The sequence below is a fragment of the Tenacibaculum aestuariivivum genome, from assembly GCF_964507685.1.
Lineage (GTDB): Bacteria > Bacteroidota > Bacteroidia > Flavobacteriales > Flavobacteriaceae > Polaribacter > Polaribacter aestuariivivum.
Genome location: NZ_OZ208414.1, coordinates 1,308,382 through 1,327,328, shown reverse-complemented (window position 1 = coordinate 1,327,328; position 18,947 = coordinate 1,308,382). Strand labels below are relative to the sequence as shown.

The following is an 18,947-nucleotide window of genomic DNA, read 5'->3' as shown; positions in this document are numbered from 1 at the left end:
TATATACAGATTATGTCAGATCATCATCACAAAGAAACATTTGTAACTAAATACATCTTTAGTCAAGATCATAAAATGATCTCGAAACAATTTCTTGTTACGGGTATATTTATGGGTGTTATAGGAGGATTTATGTCTATGTTATTTCGTTTACAAATAGCATGGCCGGAAACATCTTTTTCAATAATAGAAGCATTTTTAGGAAATCATCAGACCGATGGAATTATGGATCCTGACATGTACTTAGCATTGGTGACAATTCATGGTACAATAATGGTTTTTTTCGTATTAACCGCAGGTTTAAGTGGTACTTTTTCTAACTTATTAATACCATTACAAATTGGAGCTCGTGATATGGCTTCAGGTTTCTTAAACATGGTTTCATACTGGTTATTTTTCTTATCATCAGTAATTATGATTATTTCACTTTTTGTAGAAGCTGGGCCTGCTTCAGCAGGTTGGACAATTTATCCACCTTTATCAGCATTACCACAAGCAATTCCTGGTTCTGGTACAGGAATGACTTTATGGCTTGTGTCTATGGCTATATTCATAGCCTCTTCATTAATAGGATCTTTAAATTACATTGTTACCATTTTGAATTTACGAACAAAAGGAATGAAAATGACACGATTACCATTAACAATGTGGGCATTTTTTGTAACTGCAATTATTGGTGTTGTTTCATTTCCTGTCTTATTATCAGCAGCTTTATTATTAATATTTGATAGAAGTTTCGGAACATCATTTTTCTTATCAGATATTTTTATTTCAGGAGAAGTATTACATTATCAAGGTGGATCGCCAGTTTTGTTTGAACACTTATTCTGGTTCTTAGGTCACCCAGAAGTCTATATTATTTTATTACCAGCATTGGGGCTTACATCTGAAGTTATATCAACTAACGCACGTAAACCAATTTTTGGTTACCGAGCTATGATTGGATCTATTATGGCAATTGCCTTTTTATCAACAATTGTTTGGGGGCATCATATGTTTGTATCAGGAATGAATCCTTTCTTAGGATCTGTGTTTACTTTTACAACAGTATTAATTGCGATTCCATCGGCAGTAAAAGCATTTAACTATGTAACAACGCTTTGGAAAGGTAACTTACAGTTAAACCCAGCAATGTTATTTTCTATCGGATTAGTTTCTACATTTGTAACAGGAGGTTTAACAGGATTAGTTTTAGGAGATTCTGCTTTAGATATCAACGTGCACGATACATATTTCGTAGTAGCTCATTTTCACTTAGTAATGGGAGTATCTGCTTTATTAGGTATGTTTGCTGGTGTGTATCATTGGTTTCCTAAGATGTACGGTAAAATGATGAATAAAACATTAGGGTACTGGCACTTTTGGTTAACTATAATCTCTGCGTATGGTGTATTTTTTCCAATGCACTTTGTTGGTTTAGCAGGTTTACCGCGCCGTTATTATACGAATACAAATTTTCCAATGTTTGATGATTTAGCAGATATTAACGTATTTATGACCCTAATGGCATTTTTAGGTGGTGCTGCTCAATTAATATTTTTAGCCAATTTTTTTATATCAATGTACAGAGGTCAAAAAGCTACACAAAATCCTTGGAAATCTAATACTTTAGAATGGACTACACCAGTAGAACATGTTCATGGAAACTGGCCAGGAGCTATTCCTGAAGTTCATAGATGGGCTTATGACTATAGTAAAACAGACGAAAACGGTGAGTATTTACATGGTAAAGATTTTGTGCTACAAACTATTCCATTATTAGATGGCGAAGAACCATCTTAATACATAAATTAGTTTTTATAAGCCTTCCAAATTTTGGAAGGCTTTTTTGTTTTAATAATATAAGTAGTAATTGTACTTTAGCATTAGCTATTGCATAGCGTAACAATTATTACAAACAAAATAGTATAATTCAATTATATTTGTAAGATTATGAATGAAAACCTAAATCCTGAAAACACTAATCTATCAAATTATGAATTAGACTTAGAAAAAAAGCTTCGTCCACTTTCTTTTGATGATTTTTCAGGTCAAGATCAGGCAATAGATAATTTAAAAATATTTGTTCAAGCTGCAAATCAAAGAGATGAAGCGCTAGATCATACTTTATTTCACGGACCACCAGGATTAGGAAAAACTACCTTAGCACATATTTTAGCTAATGAGCTAGGTGTTGGTATAAAAGTAACATCAGGACCTGTATTAGATAAACCAGGTGATTTAGCAGGTTTATTAACAAATCTTGATGAACGTGATGTATTGTTTATCGATGAAATTCATCGATTAAGTCCTATTGTAGAAGAGTATTTATACTCGGCTATGGAAGATTATAAAATCGATATTATGATTGAATCTGGACCAAATGCTCGTACAGTACAAATAAATTTAGAACCTTTTACTTTAATCGGTGCTACCACACGTTCAGGATTATTAACTGCCCCAATGCGTGCACGTTTTGGAATTAGTAGTCGTTTACATTACTATTCTACAGAATTATTAACTACAATTATTCAGCGTAGTTCTCAAATTCTCGGCGTTCCAATTTCTATGGAAGCTGCTATTGAAATTGCAGGTAGAAGTAGAGGAACACCCCGTATTGCAAATGCATTATTACGTAGAGTTAGAGATTTTGCTCAAATAAAAGGAAATGGAAGTATTACTATTGAAATAGCAATTTATGCTTTAAAAGCATTAAATGTTGATGCCCATGGTTTAGATGAAATGGATAACAAAATTTTAGCTACAATTATTGATAAGTTTAAGGGGGGGCCAGTTGGTATTAGCACAATTGCCACAGCAGTTGGTGAAAATACTGAAACTATTGAAGAAGTTTATGAACCTTTTTTAATTCAACAAGGTTTTATAATGCGTACACCAAGAGGTAGAGAAGTAACTGATTTAGCATATAAACATTTAAGAAGAATAAAAGAAATAAGACAAGGAGGGCTTTTTTAAATGAAAATATTAAAAAGAAACATACCAATATTACAATGGTTGCCAAATTATAATAAAGCCTATTTTAGAGGAGATGTTATAGCAGGTTTAACCGTTGCAACGGTGTTAATTCCGCAAGGAATTGCTTATGCCTTAATTGCAGGTTTACCACCAATTTATGGTTTATATGCTGCTTTAGCACCACAAATAATGTATGCTATTTTCGGATCATCACGTCAAGTAGCAATTGGTCCAGTGGCTATGGATTCATTAATAGTTGCAACAGGTGTTTCTACATTAGCTTTAATAGGTTCTGAAAGTTATATAACTATAGCCATTTTATTAGCTTTAATTGTAGGTGTTATACAGTTTTTAATGGGGGTGTTTCGTTTAGGGTTTATCGTTAATTTTTTATCGAGACCTGTGATAATAGGTTTCACATCTGCTGTAGCACTAATTATAGGTTTAAATCAATTTAGAAATCTATTTGGTGTTGATTTTTTACAAAGTGACCAAGTTCATATTCTTATTGATGATATTATTAATAAGGCATCGTATTTTAATTATCATACAACTGCTATAGGAATCATAGCATGTATTCTCATTATGATTTTTAGAAGAATAAATAAAAAAATACCAAGTGCCTTAATTGTAGTTGTTTTAGGTGTTGTAGTTATTTACTTTTTTGAGAAGTATTTTATTGATGTAGCTATTGTTAAAGAAATTCCATCTGGATTACCTAGTTTTAGTATTCCTATTATTGACGTAGCTTTGATTAGAGAATTATTTCCAATAGCAGCAACACTTGTAATGGTAGGGTATTTGGAAATAATATCTATAGGTAAAACACTGGAAGCTAAACAAGATGAATACAGAATAGATCCTAACCAGGAGTTAGTTGCTTTAGGGTTAAGCAATATTGTAGGATCTTTATTTCAATCATATCCAATTACTTCTAGTTTCTCTAGGTCAGCAATAAACGAAGAAGCTGGAGCCAAAACAGGTGTCTCTGCTTTTGTATCCGTAATAATAGTTATATTAACATTACTTTTTTTAACACCTCTTTTTTATCATCTACCTAAAACAATACTCGCTGCAATTATTATTGTAGCTGTATTTAATTTGATAAATGTATCAGAAGCAAAAAGACTTTGGAGGGCTAATCATTTAGATTTTTGGTTGTTAATAGCAACTTTTGTAGCTACCATTTTTTTTGGAATTGAATATGGTATATTAATAGGAGCTGCTTTATCATTAGTTATTTTGATTTACAGAACATCTAGACCTTATGTAGTTGAATTAGGAAAAGTTCCAAATTCAGATTTTTATCGTAATAAAAATAGATTTAAAGAAGTTATTACAGATAATGAGATATTAGTATTTCGTTTTGATGCACAACTATTTTATGCAAATTCTAATTATTTTAGAGAGAAATTAGATGAAATGGCAGAAGAAAAAGGCAAAGCATTAAAATTAATTGTATTAGATGCTGAAAGTATAAATCGAGTTGATAGTACAGGTATTGAAATGCTCAAGGAACGTATAAGGTATTATCATAAAAGAAATATAGCTTTTTATTTTGCAGGAGTAAAAGGGCCTGTAAGAGATGCTTTTTTCAGAGGAGGTATTTTAGAAGTGGTTAGTTTAGATCACTTTTTTATGCGTGCCTACGGAGCAGTCAATTTTTTTAAAACAGGAGATAATCAAAATCAAAAAAAATACGCACAATATATACATCAGGCGTATGAATAATTAATATTATGAAGATAGAACAAATTTATACAGGTTGTTTAGCACAAGGTGCTTATTATATAGAGAGTGAAGGAGAAATAGCTATAATTGATCCATTACGTGAAGTGGAATCATACATTGAAAGAGCTAAAAAAGATAATGGAAATATTAAGTATATTTTCGAAACACATTTTCATGCTGATTTTGTGAGTGGGCACGTAACTTTAGCTGAAAAAACTGGTGCAACTATAGTTTATGGACCTACAGCTAAAACAAATTATAAATCGCACATTGCAACAGATGGTGAAATTTTTAAAGTAGGGAATATTACTATTACAGCATTACACACCCCAGGGCACACAATGGAAAGTACATGTTATTTATTGAAAGATGAAAATGGTAAAAACCATGCTGTTTTTAGCGGTGATACTTTATTTTTAGGTGATGTTGGAAGACCCGATTTAGCACAAAAAGGAGCATTGACTCAAGAAGATTTAGCAGGTTTTTTATATGATAGTTTACGTACAAAAATAATGACATTAGAAGATGATGTTATTGTGTATCCTGCGCATGGGGCGGGATCTGCTTGTGGTAAAAATTTAAGTAAAGAAACCATTGGAACAATTGGGCAACAAAAGAAAACAAATTATGCCTTACGTGCTAATATGACTAAACAGGAGTTTATAAAAGAAGTGACTGATGGTTTATTACCACCACCAGCTTATTTTCCGTTAAATGTAAAAATGAATAAAGAAGGGTATCAATCTATTGATGATGTCATTAAAAATGGTGCTATAAGTTTATCCGTTTCAGAATTTATAAAAGTAGCAAATGATACAGGAGCCATAATTTTAGACGTACGTCATCAATCTGAATTTATAAAAGGATTTGTACCACAATCAATTTTTATTGGTTTAGAAGGTGCTTTTGCTCCTTGGGTTGGAGCTTTAATAAAAGATGTTAAACAACCAATTTTATTAGTAACTCCTGTTGGTGAAGAAAAAACTACGATAACTCGTTTATCTCGTGTTGGGTTTGATAATGTTGTAGGATATTTAGAAGGTGGTTTTAGTGCATGGAAAGCATCAGGAAATGAAATAGATACCTTACGCTCAGTTTCTGCAAATGATTTAGAAGTAGCAATAAAGCATAAGGCAACTGTATTTGATGTGCGAAAGCCAGGAGAATATATAAGTGAACACATTATTAACGTTGCTAATGCTCCGCTAGATTTTTTAAATGATTATATTGAAGATTTTCCTAAAAAGGGTGATTTCTATGTGCATTGTGCCGGAGGATACCGTTCTGTAATTGCATCTTCAATATTAAAGGCGAGAGGTTATCATAATGTTATAGATGTAACTGGAGGTTACGCAGCTATAAAAGAAACAGCTATTGAAAGAACAGCGGCAGTTTGCCCATCAACTTTAAAATAAAAAATAATGAAAAAATACTTTTTTTTAATTACATTAATATTAACTCTTATTATTTCTTGTGCATCAAGTACAAACGAAATAAAAGATATTACGGTTAATGATTTACAACTTGTTTTAAAAAACAACAAAAACACACAACTTGTAGATGTACGCACACCTGATGAATGGGCAGAAGGTGTTATTGAAAATGCTATAAAAATAAATGTAACTGCAACTGATTTTGAAAGCATTTCTTTACAAAAATTAGATAAAGAAAAGCCTGTTTATATTTATTGCCGATCAGGAGGTAGAAGTAAAATAGCGTCAGAAATTTTATCAAAAAAAGGGTTTCACTGTTATAATGTTTTAGGCGGGTATATGGCCTGGAAAGAAAAAAATAACTAATATGGTACACGAAGTTTATATAGAAAATTTAAAATGTGGTGGTTGTGCAAATACAATTATCAACGGGTTAACAAGTATTAAAGGAGTTGAAGAAGTAAAGGTTGATGTAGAAAAATCATTAGTTACTTTAAAGACAACCGAAGCTAGTTTAATTTTGGTAAAAGAAAAATTATCAAAATTAGGTTATCCTGAAATAGGAAGCGAAAATACTATATTGCATAAAGCAAAATCATTTGTTAGTTGTGCAGTTGGTAAAGTAAATAAAGCATAAAAAAAACCGAGCAATTTTGCTCGGTTTTTTTATGTTTTGAAGAAAGATAGGTGTTAAAATTTTAAAGTAGCACCTAGTAAAAAATTTGTTCCTGCTTGTGGAAAGTAATATGGAGTAGTATCCCACATGTAACCATTAGAACTATATTCTTCATTAAAAATATTATTTATCAATCCAGAAAAAGTAATGCTTTTAAAGACTGATTTAGTTTGAATAGTATAATTAATATTTAAATCATTAACAAAATAAGCATCTAATTCTGATGCTGCTAATTCATTATTACTCATAAATTGTGAACCAACATATTTTGATAATAAGGCAATGTTTAAATTCTTAGTAGGAGATACATTAATTGCATTACCTGCAATAAACTTTGGAGAATAAGAAATATCGGTATTTCCTAATTTGGTAACGACAGTTCCATCAGTTTCTTTAAATGATACATTTTCATTTTGACTTATTGTAACATTAGGAGTTATATTTAAATAATCAGTAATATTTATAGAAGCATCAATTTCTAAACCTAAACGATAACTTTCACCAATATTAGCTCTTATAGGTGAACCTATATCATCAATTTCACCAGTTAAAATTAATTGATCTTGGTATGCCATATAATAGATATTTGTATTAATTTGAACGCTATTTGTTTTAAGACGCCAACCTAATTCAAGGTTATCTAATTTTTCTGGTTTAGGATTTCCATTTTCATAATCAGTTCTGTTAGGTTCTCTTTGTGCACGTGCATACGAAAAATACAGACTGTTTTTGTTGTCAAATTTATAATTTACACCAGCTTTAGGATTAAAGAAATTAAAAGTATCATCGACTAAAGTAGCTTGAACACCATCTGCTTTATAAGAAACATTTCTGTTTTGAAGGTCAGCAAATAAAGTTAGATTATCATTTACATTAAAAGTTGCTTTAGCAAAAAGATTAAAATCTTCTTTATTTCCATAGTTATCATAAAGACTACTTCCTATTTCTCCATTTCCAGCAAAACGAGACCATATAGCTTCTCCAAAATGCTTTCCTTTATATTGATTCCAAGCTCCTCCTAAAAGAATATCCCAATTATCATCCTTATAATTCATATTATAAGTAATTCCATAAAAATCATTTTTTAACCATTTTCTTCGGATATAATCGGTATTATCTTCATTTTGATTTGCAATAGGCGTTGCTCCTATTACATTCCAATCATCATCATATTCTAAAGCTTGTTTATATTGTTCGTAAAAACCTCTTCCATAAGTGTAATGTAAAGCAATATTTGAAGATAAGTTTTCACTGTATTTCTGATTCCAATGTAATTGAGTATGATCTTGTTTATAATTATCAACTTCATTATCATAAGCTCCTTTTACTTTTCCGTTTATATCGAATAAAATACCAGCAGAATTAAAAGTTCTATCTGTTTTTAGCGTAGCAGCATCAACACCATTCCATGATTGATAAGTAATTTCATGACCTCCAAAAACAAGTGCCTTAATTAAAGTATTTTCATCTACATAACTTCCTTGTAAAAAGTATGATTTTAAATCAGCAGAAGCTCTATCTATATATCCATCAGATGTAATTTTAGAAATACGTCCTGAAAATGAAATATGGTCATTTAATTTACCTGTTCCTAATTTTACAGTATACTTTTGTGTGTTAAATGAGCCAAGTGAAGTAGCTATTTCTCCAAAAGCTTCATCAACATCATTATCAGTTAATACGTTTAAACTAGCACCAAAAGCACCCGCACCATTAGTAGAAGTTCCTACACCACGTTGTAATTGAATACTTTGAGTTGAAGAAGAAAAATCAGGCATATTAACCCAGTAAGTTCCTTGACTTTCACTATCATTATAAGGAATTCCATTTATAGTAACATTAACTCTAGAAGCATCAGAACCACGAACACGAATTCCTGTATATCCAACACCAGCTCCAGCATCAGAAGTTGTAACTACTGATGGTAAATAGTTCATTAAAACAGGAATATCTTGTCCTAAATTACGTTTTTCAATTTGTTTTTTTGATAAATTAGAGTGTGTTACAGGAGCATCAGCTTGTACACGAACAGCATTTACTAAAACTTCATCTAATACATTTTTATCACCAGATAATTGAAAGGTAATAGTTTTGTTTTCTGATATTTCAATATTTTGAACTACACTATTAAGTCCTACATAAGAAACGCTAACAGTATAAGTTCCTTTTGCTAATTGTAATTTAAAGTTACCTTCAAAATCAGAAGCAGCACCTTTTTTTAATTGTTTAATTGTAATAGTAGCACCTACTAAAGGTTCTTGATTATTATTAACTACATTACCAGATAAAATAAAATTTTGTGCATTTGCATTTACGGTTGCAAATAATACCATTAAAAAAGCTACTATCTTCACTTGTTTAATAAAATAAATTGTTTTCATTTGTAAAATAAAAGCGAATAAAAGGAGGTAATTATTCTTTGTTTTTTGAATAAATTTTTAGAATTATAAAGTGTTTTAACAAAGAAAAAATCTTTATTAATAATTACTTTGTAACAATATTATTTCCCTAAACAGCATTATCTGTTCTAGGTTCATTGGGTGTGATCTCAGCCGATATTTGGCACCCCTTTACGAGAACGGCGCAAATGTATGATACATTTTTAGAATAGCGATTAAGGAGTTAAGAATTTTATAATATTTAATTATAAATCAGTAACATTAAGAAGTTATATGTAGTCTATTTATCTAGATAAGATTAATCTAAATCAGGTTTTTTTCGAAGTGATTTTTTTAATGCTTGACGCTTTTTGTTTACCGATTTTTTAAGTACAGAATTTCTACTTGGTTTGGTTATGCGTCTAATTTTTGGTCTTTTTAAACCTTCTTTAATAATAAATAAAAAACGTTTAATAGCTAATTCTTTATTTCGATGTTGCGACCGAGTTTCATCAGAAAAAAGAATTAAAACCTGTTCTTTGGTTAATCGAGAAGCTAATTTTTTTAAGAGTATTTTTTTTTGATTTTCTGATAATTCATTAGACTTAGTTAGATCAAAAGTCAGTTCAATTTTAGATGATACTTTATTTACATGTTGTCCGCCAGCACCAGAACTTCTAATTGCTTTAAAATTTAATTCTTTAATTAGTTCGGGTATATTCATCATTTAAAATAGTAGAAAAAGAATATAAATCTTTTTTATTAGCAAGTAATTTATCAATTATTTCAACAGCTTTTTTAAGACGAGTTTCTTTATCTCCTTTTAATAAAACATACGGACGCTTGTATTTTATTAATGCACTTTCAAAAGCTTTAAACATTTCTAAACGTTCGCCAGGTTTATCGCGCAAATCATCGGCTTCCCAAGGAGTATCAATATACGTTAAAAAATAAATATCGTAAGAATTTTTAATAGCAGCTTTATCTAAATTACTATCAACAAAACCACCGTAATATTCTTCAGAATATACCTTTGTTTCAAGTAAATCAGTATCGCAAATTAATACTTTGTCTGCTTTTTTTGCTAAATCGTTTTCTAATTTAATTTGACCTTCGGCAATAGGAATAATATCTTTTTGTTCGCAAATTTTACGTTCGTTATTCCATTTATTTTGTAAATATTCACGTGCAAATTCTGGAGTCCAAACAGTATTGTAATGGCGTGCTAATTGTTTAGATAAAGTAGTTTTCCCCGTGCTTTCAGGACCAAATAAAACAACCTTTACAAGATTGCTTTTTTGTTGTTTAAGATTTTTTTCCATGCTAAATAACCGCTAACGGCAATAAAGGTAAATATTAAATATTGAAAAGAGGTAAACGTAAATCCTTTATAAAGGTAAAGCGGTACAGAAATAATATCGCCAATAATCCAATAAATCCAATTTTCAATTTTTCGCTTTGCCATTAGCCACATCCCAACAAAGAAAATTGCTGTTGTAAAGGTATCTACATAGGCTGTCCAATGTGTCCATTTATCAAAATAAGAATATACAGCATACACAAAAATCAATGTTCCTATAAATATAAAAACACTGATTTTCTTTTCTTTTGATGTTGTTCTCGAAATAGGAGTAACATTTGTATCGTCAACATTTCTAGTCCAAATATACCAACCGTAAACACTCATTATAAAGTAATATGCGTTAATCATCATATCGCCTAATAATTGCCATTTTAAAAGTAAATACACAAAAATAACGGTGCTAATCATACCTGTTGGAAACACCCAAATTTTATTCTTTTTGGAGTACCAAACAGATAAAAACCCGAAAATAACGGCAATAATTTCTAACCAAATATCTAAAGTATCGTAGGTACCGTATTGGCTAAAAAGATAATTAAAAACTTGGTTCATACTTACTACGGTCAGATTTTACAATTTTCAATAAAATTATTCCGTTGTCTATTAATTCAAAAGAATTTTTAATTTCAGATGTTAATAATTGCATTACAGCATCATAATCTCCATAAACTTGCGTACTTAATGGATTTTCAAGAATTGTTAATCCTGATGTTCTTAATTTTTTTATAAAGTCGATAATTGGCGCTTCAAATTCATTTTGAAGTGGTGTTAAAGTAAGTTCTACTGATATTTTCATAAAATAAGTTTCAAAAAATAAAAATGAACTGCAAAGTTACAATCTTTGTAGTTCATTTTATGATAAGAAATTTTTTTAAGGATTTACTTTTTTATTGTGCATATACACACGTAAATCCTTCGGTTTCTAAAAAGTGTATTTTATATTCATCAGTAACACCTTCGTATAAAATTTTACCAGTAGTTTCATTTGTTTCAGAAGAGAAGTCATCAATATAAATATTGTTTAAAAACAGTAATTTTTTCTTACCATAAATTTTATATAAACTTTCTTTAGCTCCCCAAACAATGGTTAATTTACTAATTAAAGCATCATGATTTGCTATTGATTTATATTGTTCAATAGGCGTAAATTTATGAGCGATTTTTAAAATTTTATCACGTTGTTTTTCAATATCAATACCAACAGGTTTATCATCAGAAATAATAATACCAGAAAAAGTAAACGAATGTGTTATCGAAATAAACTTACCGTCTTTTAAATGTGGTTTTCCAAATTCATCATAAATTAAATCATTATCAGTATAACCAACCTGCTTTAGTAATTGTCGAACACTCAAAAAACCTCTACGATGTAAGTCAGATTTCATACTGCTAACACGCTCATTACTTTGTTTAGAGAGTTGAATGTTGTTAAGTAATTCTTCAAAAGATTCTTCAATCTTCCAAATCAATACTTTAGTAGTTTCGTTTACCGTTAATGTTTTATGAACAGGCATAAGTTAGAAAGTTATTTCGTAATTTTGCTATATAAAAATTTAGATACATAAATATACAAAAATATGAGCACAAAAACGGCTGCATACGTTCCTTTTAAAGTAAAAGATATTTCTTTAGCTGATTGGGGAAGAAAGGAAATTAGGTTGGCAGAAGCTGAAATGCCAGGATTAATGAGTTTACGTGAAGAGTACAAAAATGAACAACCATTAAAAGGTGCAAGAATTGCAGGGTGTTTACACATGACAATTCAAACTGCGGTTTTAATTGAAACTTTACAAGCTTTAGGTGCTGAGGTAACTTGGAGTTCTTGTAATATTTTTTCTACACAAGACCAAGCTGCAGCTGCAATTGCTGCTGCTGGAACACCTGTGTATGCTTGGAAAGATATGACAGAAGAAGAATTTGACTGGTGTATTGAGCAAACATTATTTTTTGGAGAAGACAAAAAACCATTAAACTTAATTTTAGATGATGGTGGAGATTTAACAAACATGGTTTTAGATCGTTACCCAGAATTAGCTGAAGGAATTAACGGATTATCTGAAGAAACTACTACAGGAGTTCACCGTTTATACGACAGAGTAAAAGCAGGAACTTTACCAATGCCAGCAATTAACGTAAACGATTCTGTAACAAAATCGAAGTTTGATAACAAATACGGATGTAAAGAATCTGCAGTTGATGCAATTCGTCGTGCAACTGATATTATGTTAGCAGGTAAACGTGTAACTGTTTGTGGTTATGGTGATGTAGGTAAAGGTACAGCCGCTTCTTTTAAAGGTGCTGGTTCTATTGTTACTGTTACTGAAATCGACCCTATTTGTGCGTTACAAGCAGCAATGGACGGTTTTGAAGTTAAACGTTTAGAAACTGTTGTTGGTAATTCTGATATCATTATTACAACTACAGGAAATAAAGATATTATTCAAGGTCGTCATTTCGAGGCTATGAAAGATAAAGTTATTGTATGTAACATTGGTCACTTCGATAACGAAATTGACATGGCTTGGTTAAATGCAAACCACGGAAATACAAAAGATACTATTAAACCTCAGGTTGATAAATACAACATTGCAGGAAACGATATTATTGTTTTAGCAGAAGGGCGTTTAGTAAACTTAGGGTGTGCAACAGGTCACCCAAGTTTTGTAATGAGTAATTCATTTACAAACCAAACTTTAGCACAAATCGAACTTTGGACAAATAGAGATGCTTACCAAAATGAAGTATATATGTTACCAAAGCATTTAGATGAAAAAGTAGCAAACTTACACTTAGCTAAAATAGGCGTAGAGCTTACTGAATTACGTGAAGATCAAGCGTCATATATTGGTGTAACTGTTCAAGGGCCATTTAAGCCAGAGCATTACAGATACTAATAAACTGAATATCTAAATTTGATTTAGAATTTTAGAATATTATAAAAACCCTTACATTAATTTGTGAGGGTTTTTTTATTTGGGCGTTTTAACAGGCTATCCACTATATCTTTTTTTCCGTTCCTCCAAAAAAGGATGTCGTTACTATCCTTAACGCAAAAAATCCTGCAACTTAGTTACAGGATTTTTCTATATAAAATCTTCAGTTTTTAATTAAATTTTTAATGATTCAAATAATTGAATTAATTTAGGGCTAGAAGGTCTAGGAGCATTTGCATCAACAATATTACCTTGAGGATCAATTAAAATAAAACGAGGAATGCTATTTACTTTATAAGCACTTGAAAAAGTTTTATCTCTTTTAGCATATAATTGAATTCCTGATAAATTCTTATCTGCAACCATTTGTTTCCATTTTTCATAATCTCTCTCATTATCAACAGAAATACTTACAAAGGCAATGTTTTTATTATGATATTTTTTTTCAACTTTTTGTAAAAAAGGAATTTCTTGTTTACAAGGGTTACACCATGTAGCCCACATATCAATATAAACATACTTTCCTTTTAAATCATCTAAAGAAGTATTTCCTCCTTTATAATTTTCATAGTTAACAAATTTAGGAGATTCTGTTCCTTTAGCTAATTTCGTTACTAAATATGATTTTTCAGCATGTGTTTTATTTAAATAATTGGTTAAGCCTGTAATATTTTGTTTTTGAAAGGCAACAAAACTAGAGTCTAGTTTTATAGTTTCTATCCTTTGATTAAAATCATTCACAAAGCTAGCTACTTTTGTGTCAAATTTTTCTTTAGGTAAAGTAAATAGTGATTTATCTTTAAATAAGTTTTGTTGTAATAAAGATGATTTTGCTAAAAAACTACTTTCTTTAGATCCTTCACCAGTAAAAGTAATAGTTTTTTCAAAGTCTTTCGCATCAATATTCATAGTAACATCAGCACCATTTTTTAAATACAAAGTAGTTGATTTTTTTCCGTCAAATAAACGATAAAAACCACCTTCTTTAACATTTAATGTATCTTTAAAGGCACCATTTTCATCAAGTTTAATTGTTTTATTAAATTGTAGTTGAGGATTAGAAATTGTAATTGAGTTTGAGTTTTTATTGGTTATTTTACCAGAAAAAGTAACAAAATCATTTTGCTTTTTTTTACAAGAAATCATACTAATGGCAAATACCATTAAATAAATTATTTTTTTCATTGGTTGCTAAGTTTAATTAATTTTTCAGCTTACTAAATTACTAATTTTTCTAGAATAGAAATGGTTTTTTCTTTTTTATCCTAGCCATCCATCTCTATCTAAACTTCTATATTGAATAGCTTCTGTTAAATGATCTGAATTAATGTTTTTCGAAGAATCTAAATCAGCGATGGTACGTGATACTTTTAAAATTCGATCATAAGCTCTAGCAGATAAGTTTAGTTTTTCCATGGCTATTTTTAATAAAGCATTACTTTGATCTGAAAGTTTACAAAACTCACGTATCTGCTTTACATTCATCTGTGCATTATAATGAACCTTATCTGAGTCGTTAAAACGTTCTGTTTGAATTTGACGTGCTTCCGTTACACGTTTTCTAATTTTTACACTTGACTCTCCTTTTCTTTCTTCCGATAGTTTATCGAAAGGAACAGGGGTAACCTCTATATGTATGTCAATTCTGTCGAGTAAAGGACCTGAAATTTTACTTAAATAGCGTTGCATTTCGGCAGGTGAAGATGTTATGGGAGAATCAGGATCATTAAAAAACCCAGACGGACTGGGGTTCATACTCGCAACTAGCATAAAGCTACTTGGGTAATTTACAGTAAATTTAGCTCTAGATATTGTTACTTCTCTGTCTTCTAAAGGCTGCCTCATAACTTCTAAGACTCCTCGTTTAAATTCTGGTAATTCATCTAAAAAAAGTATGCCATTATGAGCAAGTGAAATTTCGCCAGGTTGTGGTAAATTATTTCCACCACCAATTAAGGCTATGTCTGAGCAACTGTGATGAGGTGACCTAAAAGGACGATTATACTGTAGTCCTGTGTTTTTTATTTTACCAATAACAGAGTGTATTTTGGTAGTTTCTAAGGCTTCTTGTAATGACATTGGAGGTAGTATAGAGGGTAGTCTTTTAGCTAACATTGTTTTACCTGCTCCAGGTGGACCAATTAAAATAATGTTATGACCTCCTGCTGCAGCTATTTCCATACATCTTTTTATACTTTCTTGTCCTTTTACATCAGAAAAATCAAACTCAGGAAAATCTACATGTTTATAAAACTCGGCTCTGGTATCAACAACAGTAGGTTCAATTATATTTTTGTTTTCTAAGTGATTAATTACCTCAGCAATAGTATCAACCCCTAATATATTTATATCATTAACTATTGCAGCTTCTTTTGCATTTGTATTGGGTAAAATAAAATTTTTATAGCCTTCCTCACGTGCTTTAATCGCTATAAGAAGTGCGCCTTTAATGGGTTGTACACTTCCATCTAAAGAAAGCTCTCCCATAATAATATAGTCATCAATATTTTTAACTTTTATTTGATTTGAGGCGGCAAGAATTCCAACAGCTAAAGTTAAATCGTAAGCGGCACCTTCTTTACGGATATCAGCGGGAGCCATATTAATAATTATTTTCTTTCCAGGAAGTTTAAATCCATTATTATTTAGTGCTGCAGAAATTCGGTATGAACTTTCTCGAACAGCATTGTCAGGTAAACCAACTAAGTGGTATCCGATACCTTTATCTACATTTACTTCTACGGTTATTGTGGTGGCTTCAATGCCAAAAACAGCAGAACCATATGTTTTTATTAGCATAACTTTCTCTTTACGTTAAAGATAGCTAAAATAAGTAAAACTTAAAACATTGTTTATTTATTAAATATTTTAGTTTTTTTATAATTTTTAAAAAGTATTTGATAAACTTTTCTAAAACTTAAAAAAAATATAAAAACTAATAAAATAGCAATAATGGGCAAGAATATAGAAAAACCAGACATAATTACGGCTGTTCCTGTTTCAACACTCGAAACTATAGGGTTTGCTATACCTCCGGTTGTTACAGTAGATGCTAATCTTACTGAAGCTGTAGTGCCTTTTATAGCTGTAGCAGTTCCTCCACCAGCTATAACAGCTAAAGCCCACGTAATAACGGGTGATAAATCAGCTACAGTTGATGCCATAACAGCAGTTCCTGCAATAGCAGCTAAAGGAATAGCAATAGTGTCTAATAAATTATCAAACCAAGGAATGTAGTAGGCGAAAATTTCTAAAAAGGTAGCTATTCCTAAAGTAATTATAGCGGATGAACTTATAATCCAACTAAAATTATTGTTTATAGGAATAATATTAAAGTATCCTGCTAAACTTAACGCTAAAAGAGGCAAAAAAACTCTAAATCCAACAGAGGCAGCTAATCCAATCCCTAAGAAAACACTAATAATTAATTCAGGATTCATAATTTTTTTAAGCTAATAAAAAAATAGCCTCTTTTAAAAGAGGCTATTTTTTGTTTTTAAAGTTATTTACTTTTATTAAAATTATCTAAACCTGTTTTTAACCAATTGTAATAGGTTGTATGATCAGAGTATTGCTGAGGTGGATTTAGAAGTTCTAAATTAGGGCTCATTAATACATAAAATGGTTGAGAAGCTGTTTTAAAGTTTGCTACCTGTAAAGTAACCCACTTATCACCATAGGTTCTAATTCTTTTAACTTTACCATTAGGCTTTATGAAATCAAATTGTTCTTCTTCTGGTAATTTTCTTTGATGATCATCAACATATAATGAAATTAATACATAGTCATTATTAATTAATGAATAAATTTCAGGTTTAATCCAAATATTTTCTTCCATTTTACGACAGTTAACACAGGCCCATCCTGTAAAGTCTAATAAAATTGGTTTGTTAACAGATTTTGCATAATTAACACCTTCTTCAAAATCTTTAAAACAATTTAATCCTAGTGGACATTTATTGTCTTTTTTATAAATACTATGAAATTGAGGTGGTGCAAATCCACTTAGTAAATCATTTTGATTCCACAGAGGCTTCTTCATAACTCCTGGGGCTAAATATATAGCCAAGACAAAAGTAGCAATACCTAATAGAACTCTAAAAAAAGATATTTTTCCGTATTTTTTTCCAATAAAACCAAATAAGTAAAAAGCTGTTAGTAATGAAATTACTGTCCATATACCTATAAAAACTTCTCTTTTTAATAAATCCCAATGACCTACTAAGTCTGCATTTGATAAGAATTTAAAAGCAAAAGCTAATTCTAAAAAACCTAAAACTACTTTAACTGTATTTAACCATCCTCCTGATTTAGGTAAAGAGTTTAACCATCCAGGGAACATTGCAAATAGTGCAAATGGAAATGCTAAAGCAGTACCAAAACCTATCATACCTGTTGATAATTGTAAGGCGCCTCCATTGGTTCCTAATGAACCTGCTAATAATGATCCTAAAATTGGTCCTGTACAAGAAAATGATACTATTGCTAGCGTTAAAGCCATAAAAAATGTACCTATAATACCTCCAATATTAGAAGCGCTGTCTGCTTTATTGCTCCAAGAGCTAGGTAGAGTAAGTTCATAAAAACCAAAGAAAGAACCCGCAAATAGAATTAGTATTATAAAGAAAAATACATTTAACCATATATTCGTAGAAATACTATTTAAGATTTCGGGATCTAAAGTATCTAAGTAATGAAAAGGTAAACTTAATAAACCGTATATTAATATGATAAAAAAACCATATAATAAAGCGCTTCCAATACCTTTTCTTTTTTTCTCAGTGCGCTTTGTAAAAAATGATACTGTTAATGGTACCATTGGGAAAACACAAGGTGTTAAAAAGGCTAATAAGCCTCCTACAAAACCTAATAAGAAAATATTTAATAAGCTATCACCTCCCTCTTCAGATGATTTTTGTGCTGTACTTTTTAATAAAGAAGTGTTTTTTAAATTTAAGTTTAATGATTGTGATAACGACTGACTTTTATCATCAACCTCAGTAACTGTTTGTAATACTTCATCACCAGTTAATGAAAATGTAAAATCTTCATCAAAGGGTAAACAATATTCTTTACAAACTTGTGCATCTAAATTTAATGTAACTTGAGTTAAACTAGTATCAGAAACGGTAATTCTTTGTATTAATTTAGCTTCTTCAGTAAAAAAAATCTCGTCTTTTCCCCAAATTTCGCTAAACTCAGATTCAGTTTCACTTTCTTTAGCTTTACCTTTAACTGTATATCCTGTTTGTCCTTCAGCAGGAGAAATAGTCATTGGTAAAGAAGCGTCTTCTGGATTGTATTGAGAATATAAATGCCAGTCTTCTGCTATTTCAATATTAAAAATTAAGTCGTATTCAGTGTCTGAAATTTTTTCAACGTTAGGGGATACGACAATAGGGTTATCATCAGATTGAGAGTAAACTGTTAAACCTATGAATAATAAAAATAGAGTAAGTAATTTTTTCATTCGAGTTA

17 protein-coding genes are annotated in these 18,947 nt (G+C 30.4%); 7 read left to right on the top strand and 10 right to left on the bottom strand.

Annotated features, from left to right (window positions below; all coding sequences use genetic code 11):
- Positions 1 to 12 precede the first annotated feature (12 nt).
- The 6 genes from ACN5J4_RS05770 (at position 13) to ACN5J4_RS05745 (ending at position 6,756) form a co-directional block, all read left to right on the top strand.
- Positions 13 to 1,782, top strand: a complete 1,770-nt coding sequence (locus tag ACN5J4_RS05770; RefSeq protein ID WP_418649069.1) for a cytochrome c oxidase subunit I — start codon at positions 13 to 15, stop codon at positions 1,780 to 1,782.
- 150 nt (positions 1,783 to 1,932) lie between these two features.
- Positions 1,933 to 2,955, top strand: coding sequence for a Holliday junction branch migration DNA helicase RuvB (ruvB, locus tag ACN5J4_RS05765; RefSeq protein ID WP_418649068.1), 1,023 nt, complete (start codon positions 1,933 to 1,935; stop codon positions 2,953 to 2,955).
- A complete protein-coding gene (locus tag ACN5J4_RS05760; protein ID WP_418649067.1) occupies positions 2,956 to 4,686 on the top strand; it encodes a SulP family inorganic anion transporter in 1,731 nt (576 codons plus the stop codon).
- Between the two features lie 8 nt (positions 4,687 to 4,694).
- The gene (locus tag ACN5J4_RS05755) at positions 4,695 to 6,101 is read left to right on the top strand and encodes an MBL fold metallo-hydrolase (RefSeq protein WP_418649066.1); all 1,407 of its coding nucleotides are present in this window, start codon (positions 4,695 to 4,697) and stop codon (positions 6,099 to 6,101) included.
- Positions 6,102 to 6,107: 6 nt separating this feature from the next.
- Entirely contained in the window at positions 6,108 to 6,485 is a 378-nt protein-coding gene (locus ACN5J4_RS05750) for a rhodanese-like domain-containing protein (RefSeq protein ID WP_418649065.1), read from the top strand.
- Position 6,486: 1 nt separating this feature from the next.
- A complete protein-coding gene (locus ACN5J4_RS05745) occupies positions 6,487 to 6,756 on the top strand; it encodes a heavy-metal-associated domain-containing protein (RefSeq protein WP_418649064.1) in 270 nt (89 codons plus the stop codon).
- Positions 6,757 to 6,809: 53 nt separating this feature from the next.
- Here the strand turns inward: ACN5J4_RS05745 and ACN5J4_RS05740 are convergent, their stop codons facing one another.
- From ACN5J4_RS05740 to ACN5J4_RS05715, 6 genes are all read right to left on the bottom strand, one after another.
- Positions 6,810 to 9,176 carry a TonB-dependent receptor gene (locus ACN5J4_RS05740; protein WP_418649063.1) on the bottom strand — a complete coding sequence of 789 codons (2,367 nt, stop codon included), beginning with the start codon at positions 9,174 to 9,176 and terminating at the stop codon, positions 6,810 to 6,812.
- A gap of 316 nt (positions 9,177 to 9,492) precedes the next feature.
- A complete protein-coding gene (gene arfB, locus ACN5J4_RS05735; protein WP_418651143.1) occupies positions 9,493 to 9,897 on the bottom strand; it encodes an alternative ribosome rescue aminoacyl-tRNA hydrolase ArfB in 405 nt (134 codons plus the stop codon).
- Positions 9,875 to 10,495, bottom strand: a complete 621-nt coding sequence (locus ACN5J4_RS05730) for an AAA family ATPase (protein ID WP_418649062.1) — start codon at positions 10,493 to 10,495, stop codon at positions 9,875 to 9,877. Before ACN5J4_RS05730 ends, arfB begins: the two co-directional genes overlap by 23 nt.
- A complete protein-coding gene (pnuC, locus tag ACN5J4_RS05725; protein ID WP_418649061.1) occupies positions 10,456 to 11,088 on the bottom strand; it encodes a nicotinamide riboside transporter PnuC in 633 nt (210 codons plus the stop codon). The genes ACN5J4_RS05730 and pnuC overlap by 40 nt, the downstream gene beginning before the upstream one ends.
- Positions 11,072 to 11,332, bottom strand: a complete 261-nt coding sequence (locus ACN5J4_RS05720) for a hypothetical protein (RefSeq protein ID WP_418649060.1) — start codon at positions 11,330 to 11,332, stop codon at positions 11,072 to 11,074. Before ACN5J4_RS05720 ends, pnuC begins: the two co-directional genes overlap by 17 nt.
- A gap of 91 nt (positions 11,333 to 11,423) precedes the next feature.
- Positions 11,424 to 12,050, bottom strand: a complete 627-nt coding sequence (locus ACN5J4_RS05715) for a 4'-phosphopantetheinyl transferase family protein (protein ID WP_418649059.1) — start codon at positions 12,048 to 12,050, stop codon at positions 11,424 to 11,426.
- A gap of 63 nt (positions 12,051 to 12,113) precedes the next feature.
- Between ACN5J4_RS05715 and ahcY the strand changes: the two genes are divergently transcribed.
- A complete protein-coding gene (ahcY, locus tag ACN5J4_RS05710) occupies positions 12,114 to 13,430 on the top strand; it encodes an adenosylhomocysteinase (RefSeq protein WP_418649058.1) in 1,317 nt (438 codons plus the stop codon).
- A gap of 213 nt (positions 13,431 to 13,643) precedes the next feature.
- On the opposite strand, the gene ACN5J4_RS05705 is transcribed toward ahcY, so the two are convergent.
- From ACN5J4_RS05705 to ACN5J4_RS05690, 4 genes are all read right to left on the bottom strand, one after another.
- On the bottom strand, positions 13,644 to 14,654 hold the full coding sequence (locus tag ACN5J4_RS05705) for a TlpA family protein disulfide reductase (protein ID WP_418649057.1): 1,011 nt from the start codon (positions 14,652 to 14,654) through the stop codon (positions 13,644 to 13,646).
- Positions 14,655 to 14,729: 75 nt separating this feature from the next.
- Positions 14,730 to 16,268: a YifB family Mg chelatase-like AAA ATPase gene (locus ACN5J4_RS05700; RefSeq protein WP_418649056.1), complete on the bottom strand. Its 1,539-nt coding sequence runs from the start codon at positions 16,266 to 16,268 to the stop codon at positions 14,730 to 14,732.
- A gap of 53 nt (positions 16,269 to 16,321) precedes the next feature.
- Positions 16,322 to 16,909 (bottom strand): DUF4126 domain-containing protein, encoded by a 588-nt coding sequence (locus ACN5J4_RS05695; protein ID WP_418649055.1) that lies wholly within the window; start codon positions 16,907 to 16,909, stop codon positions 16,322 to 16,324.
- A gap of 62 nt (positions 16,910 to 16,971) precedes the next feature.
- A complete protein-coding gene (locus ACN5J4_RS05690) occupies positions 16,972 to 18,939 on the bottom strand; it encodes a cytochrome c biogenesis protein CcdA (protein WP_418649054.1) in 1,968 nt (655 codons plus the stop codon).
- Positions 18,940 to 18,947: the final 8 nt, after the last annotated feature.

Coding starts and splice junctions, on each gene's coding strand:
- ACN5J4_RS05770 (WP_418649069.1), top strand. CDS start 13: ATGTCAGATCATCATCACAAAGAAACATTTGTAACTAAATACATCTTT.
- ruvB (WP_418649068.1), top strand. CDS start 1,933: ATGAATGAAAACCTAAATCCTGAAAACACTAATCTATCAAATTATGAA.
- ACN5J4_RS05760 (WP_418649067.1), top strand. CDS start 2,956: ATGAAAATATTAAAAAGAAACATACCAATATTACAATGGTTGCCAAAT.
- ACN5J4_RS05755 (WP_418649066.1), top strand. CDS start 4,695: ATGAAGATAGAACAAATTTATACAGGTTGTTTAGCACAAGGTGCTTAT.
- ACN5J4_RS05750 (WP_418649065.1), top strand. CDS start 6,108: ATGAAAAAATACTTTTTTTTAATTACATTAATATTAACTCTTATTATT.
- ACN5J4_RS05745 (WP_418649064.1), top strand. CDS start 6,487: ATGGTACACGAAGTTTATATAGAAAATTTAAAATGTGGTGGTTGTGCA.
- ACN5J4_RS05740 (WP_418649063.1), bottom strand. CDS start 9,176: ATGAAAACAATTTATTTTATTAAACAAGTGAAGATAGTAGCTTTTTTA.
- arfB (WP_418651143.1), bottom strand. CDS start 9,897: ATGAATATACCCGAACTAATTAAAGAATTAAATTTTAAAGCAATTAGA.
- ACN5J4_RS05730 (WP_418649062.1), bottom strand. CDS start 10,495: ATGGAAAAAAATCTTAAACAACAAAAAAGCAATCTTGTAAAGGTTGTT.
- pnuC (WP_418649061.1), bottom strand. CDS start 11,088: ATGAACCAAGTTTTTAATTATCTTTTTAGCCAATACGGTACCTACGAT.
- ACN5J4_RS05720 (WP_418649060.1), bottom strand. CDS start 11,332: ATGAAAATATCAGTAGAACTTACTTTAACACCACTTCAAAATGAATTT.
- ACN5J4_RS05715 (WP_418649059.1), bottom strand. CDS start 12,050: ATGCCTGTTCATAAAACATTAACGGTAAACGAAACTACTAAAGTATTG.
- ahcY (WP_418649058.1), top strand. CDS start 12,114: ATGAGCACAAAAACGGCTGCATACGTTCCTTTTAAAGTAAAAGATATT.
- ACN5J4_RS05705 (WP_418649057.1), bottom strand. CDS start 14,654: ATGAAAAAAATAATTTATTTAATGGTATTTGCCATTAGTATGATTTCT.
- ACN5J4_RS05700 (WP_418649056.1), bottom strand. CDS start 16,268: ATGCTAATAAAAACATATGGTTCTGCTGTTTTTGGCATTGAAGCCACC.
- ACN5J4_RS05695 (WP_418649055.1), bottom strand. CDS start 16,909: ATGAATCCTGAATTAATTATTAGTGTTTTCTTAGGGATTGGATTAGCT.
- ACN5J4_RS05690 (WP_418649054.1), bottom strand. CDS start 18,939: ATGAAAAAATTACTTACTCTATTTTTATTATTCATAGGTTTAACAGTT.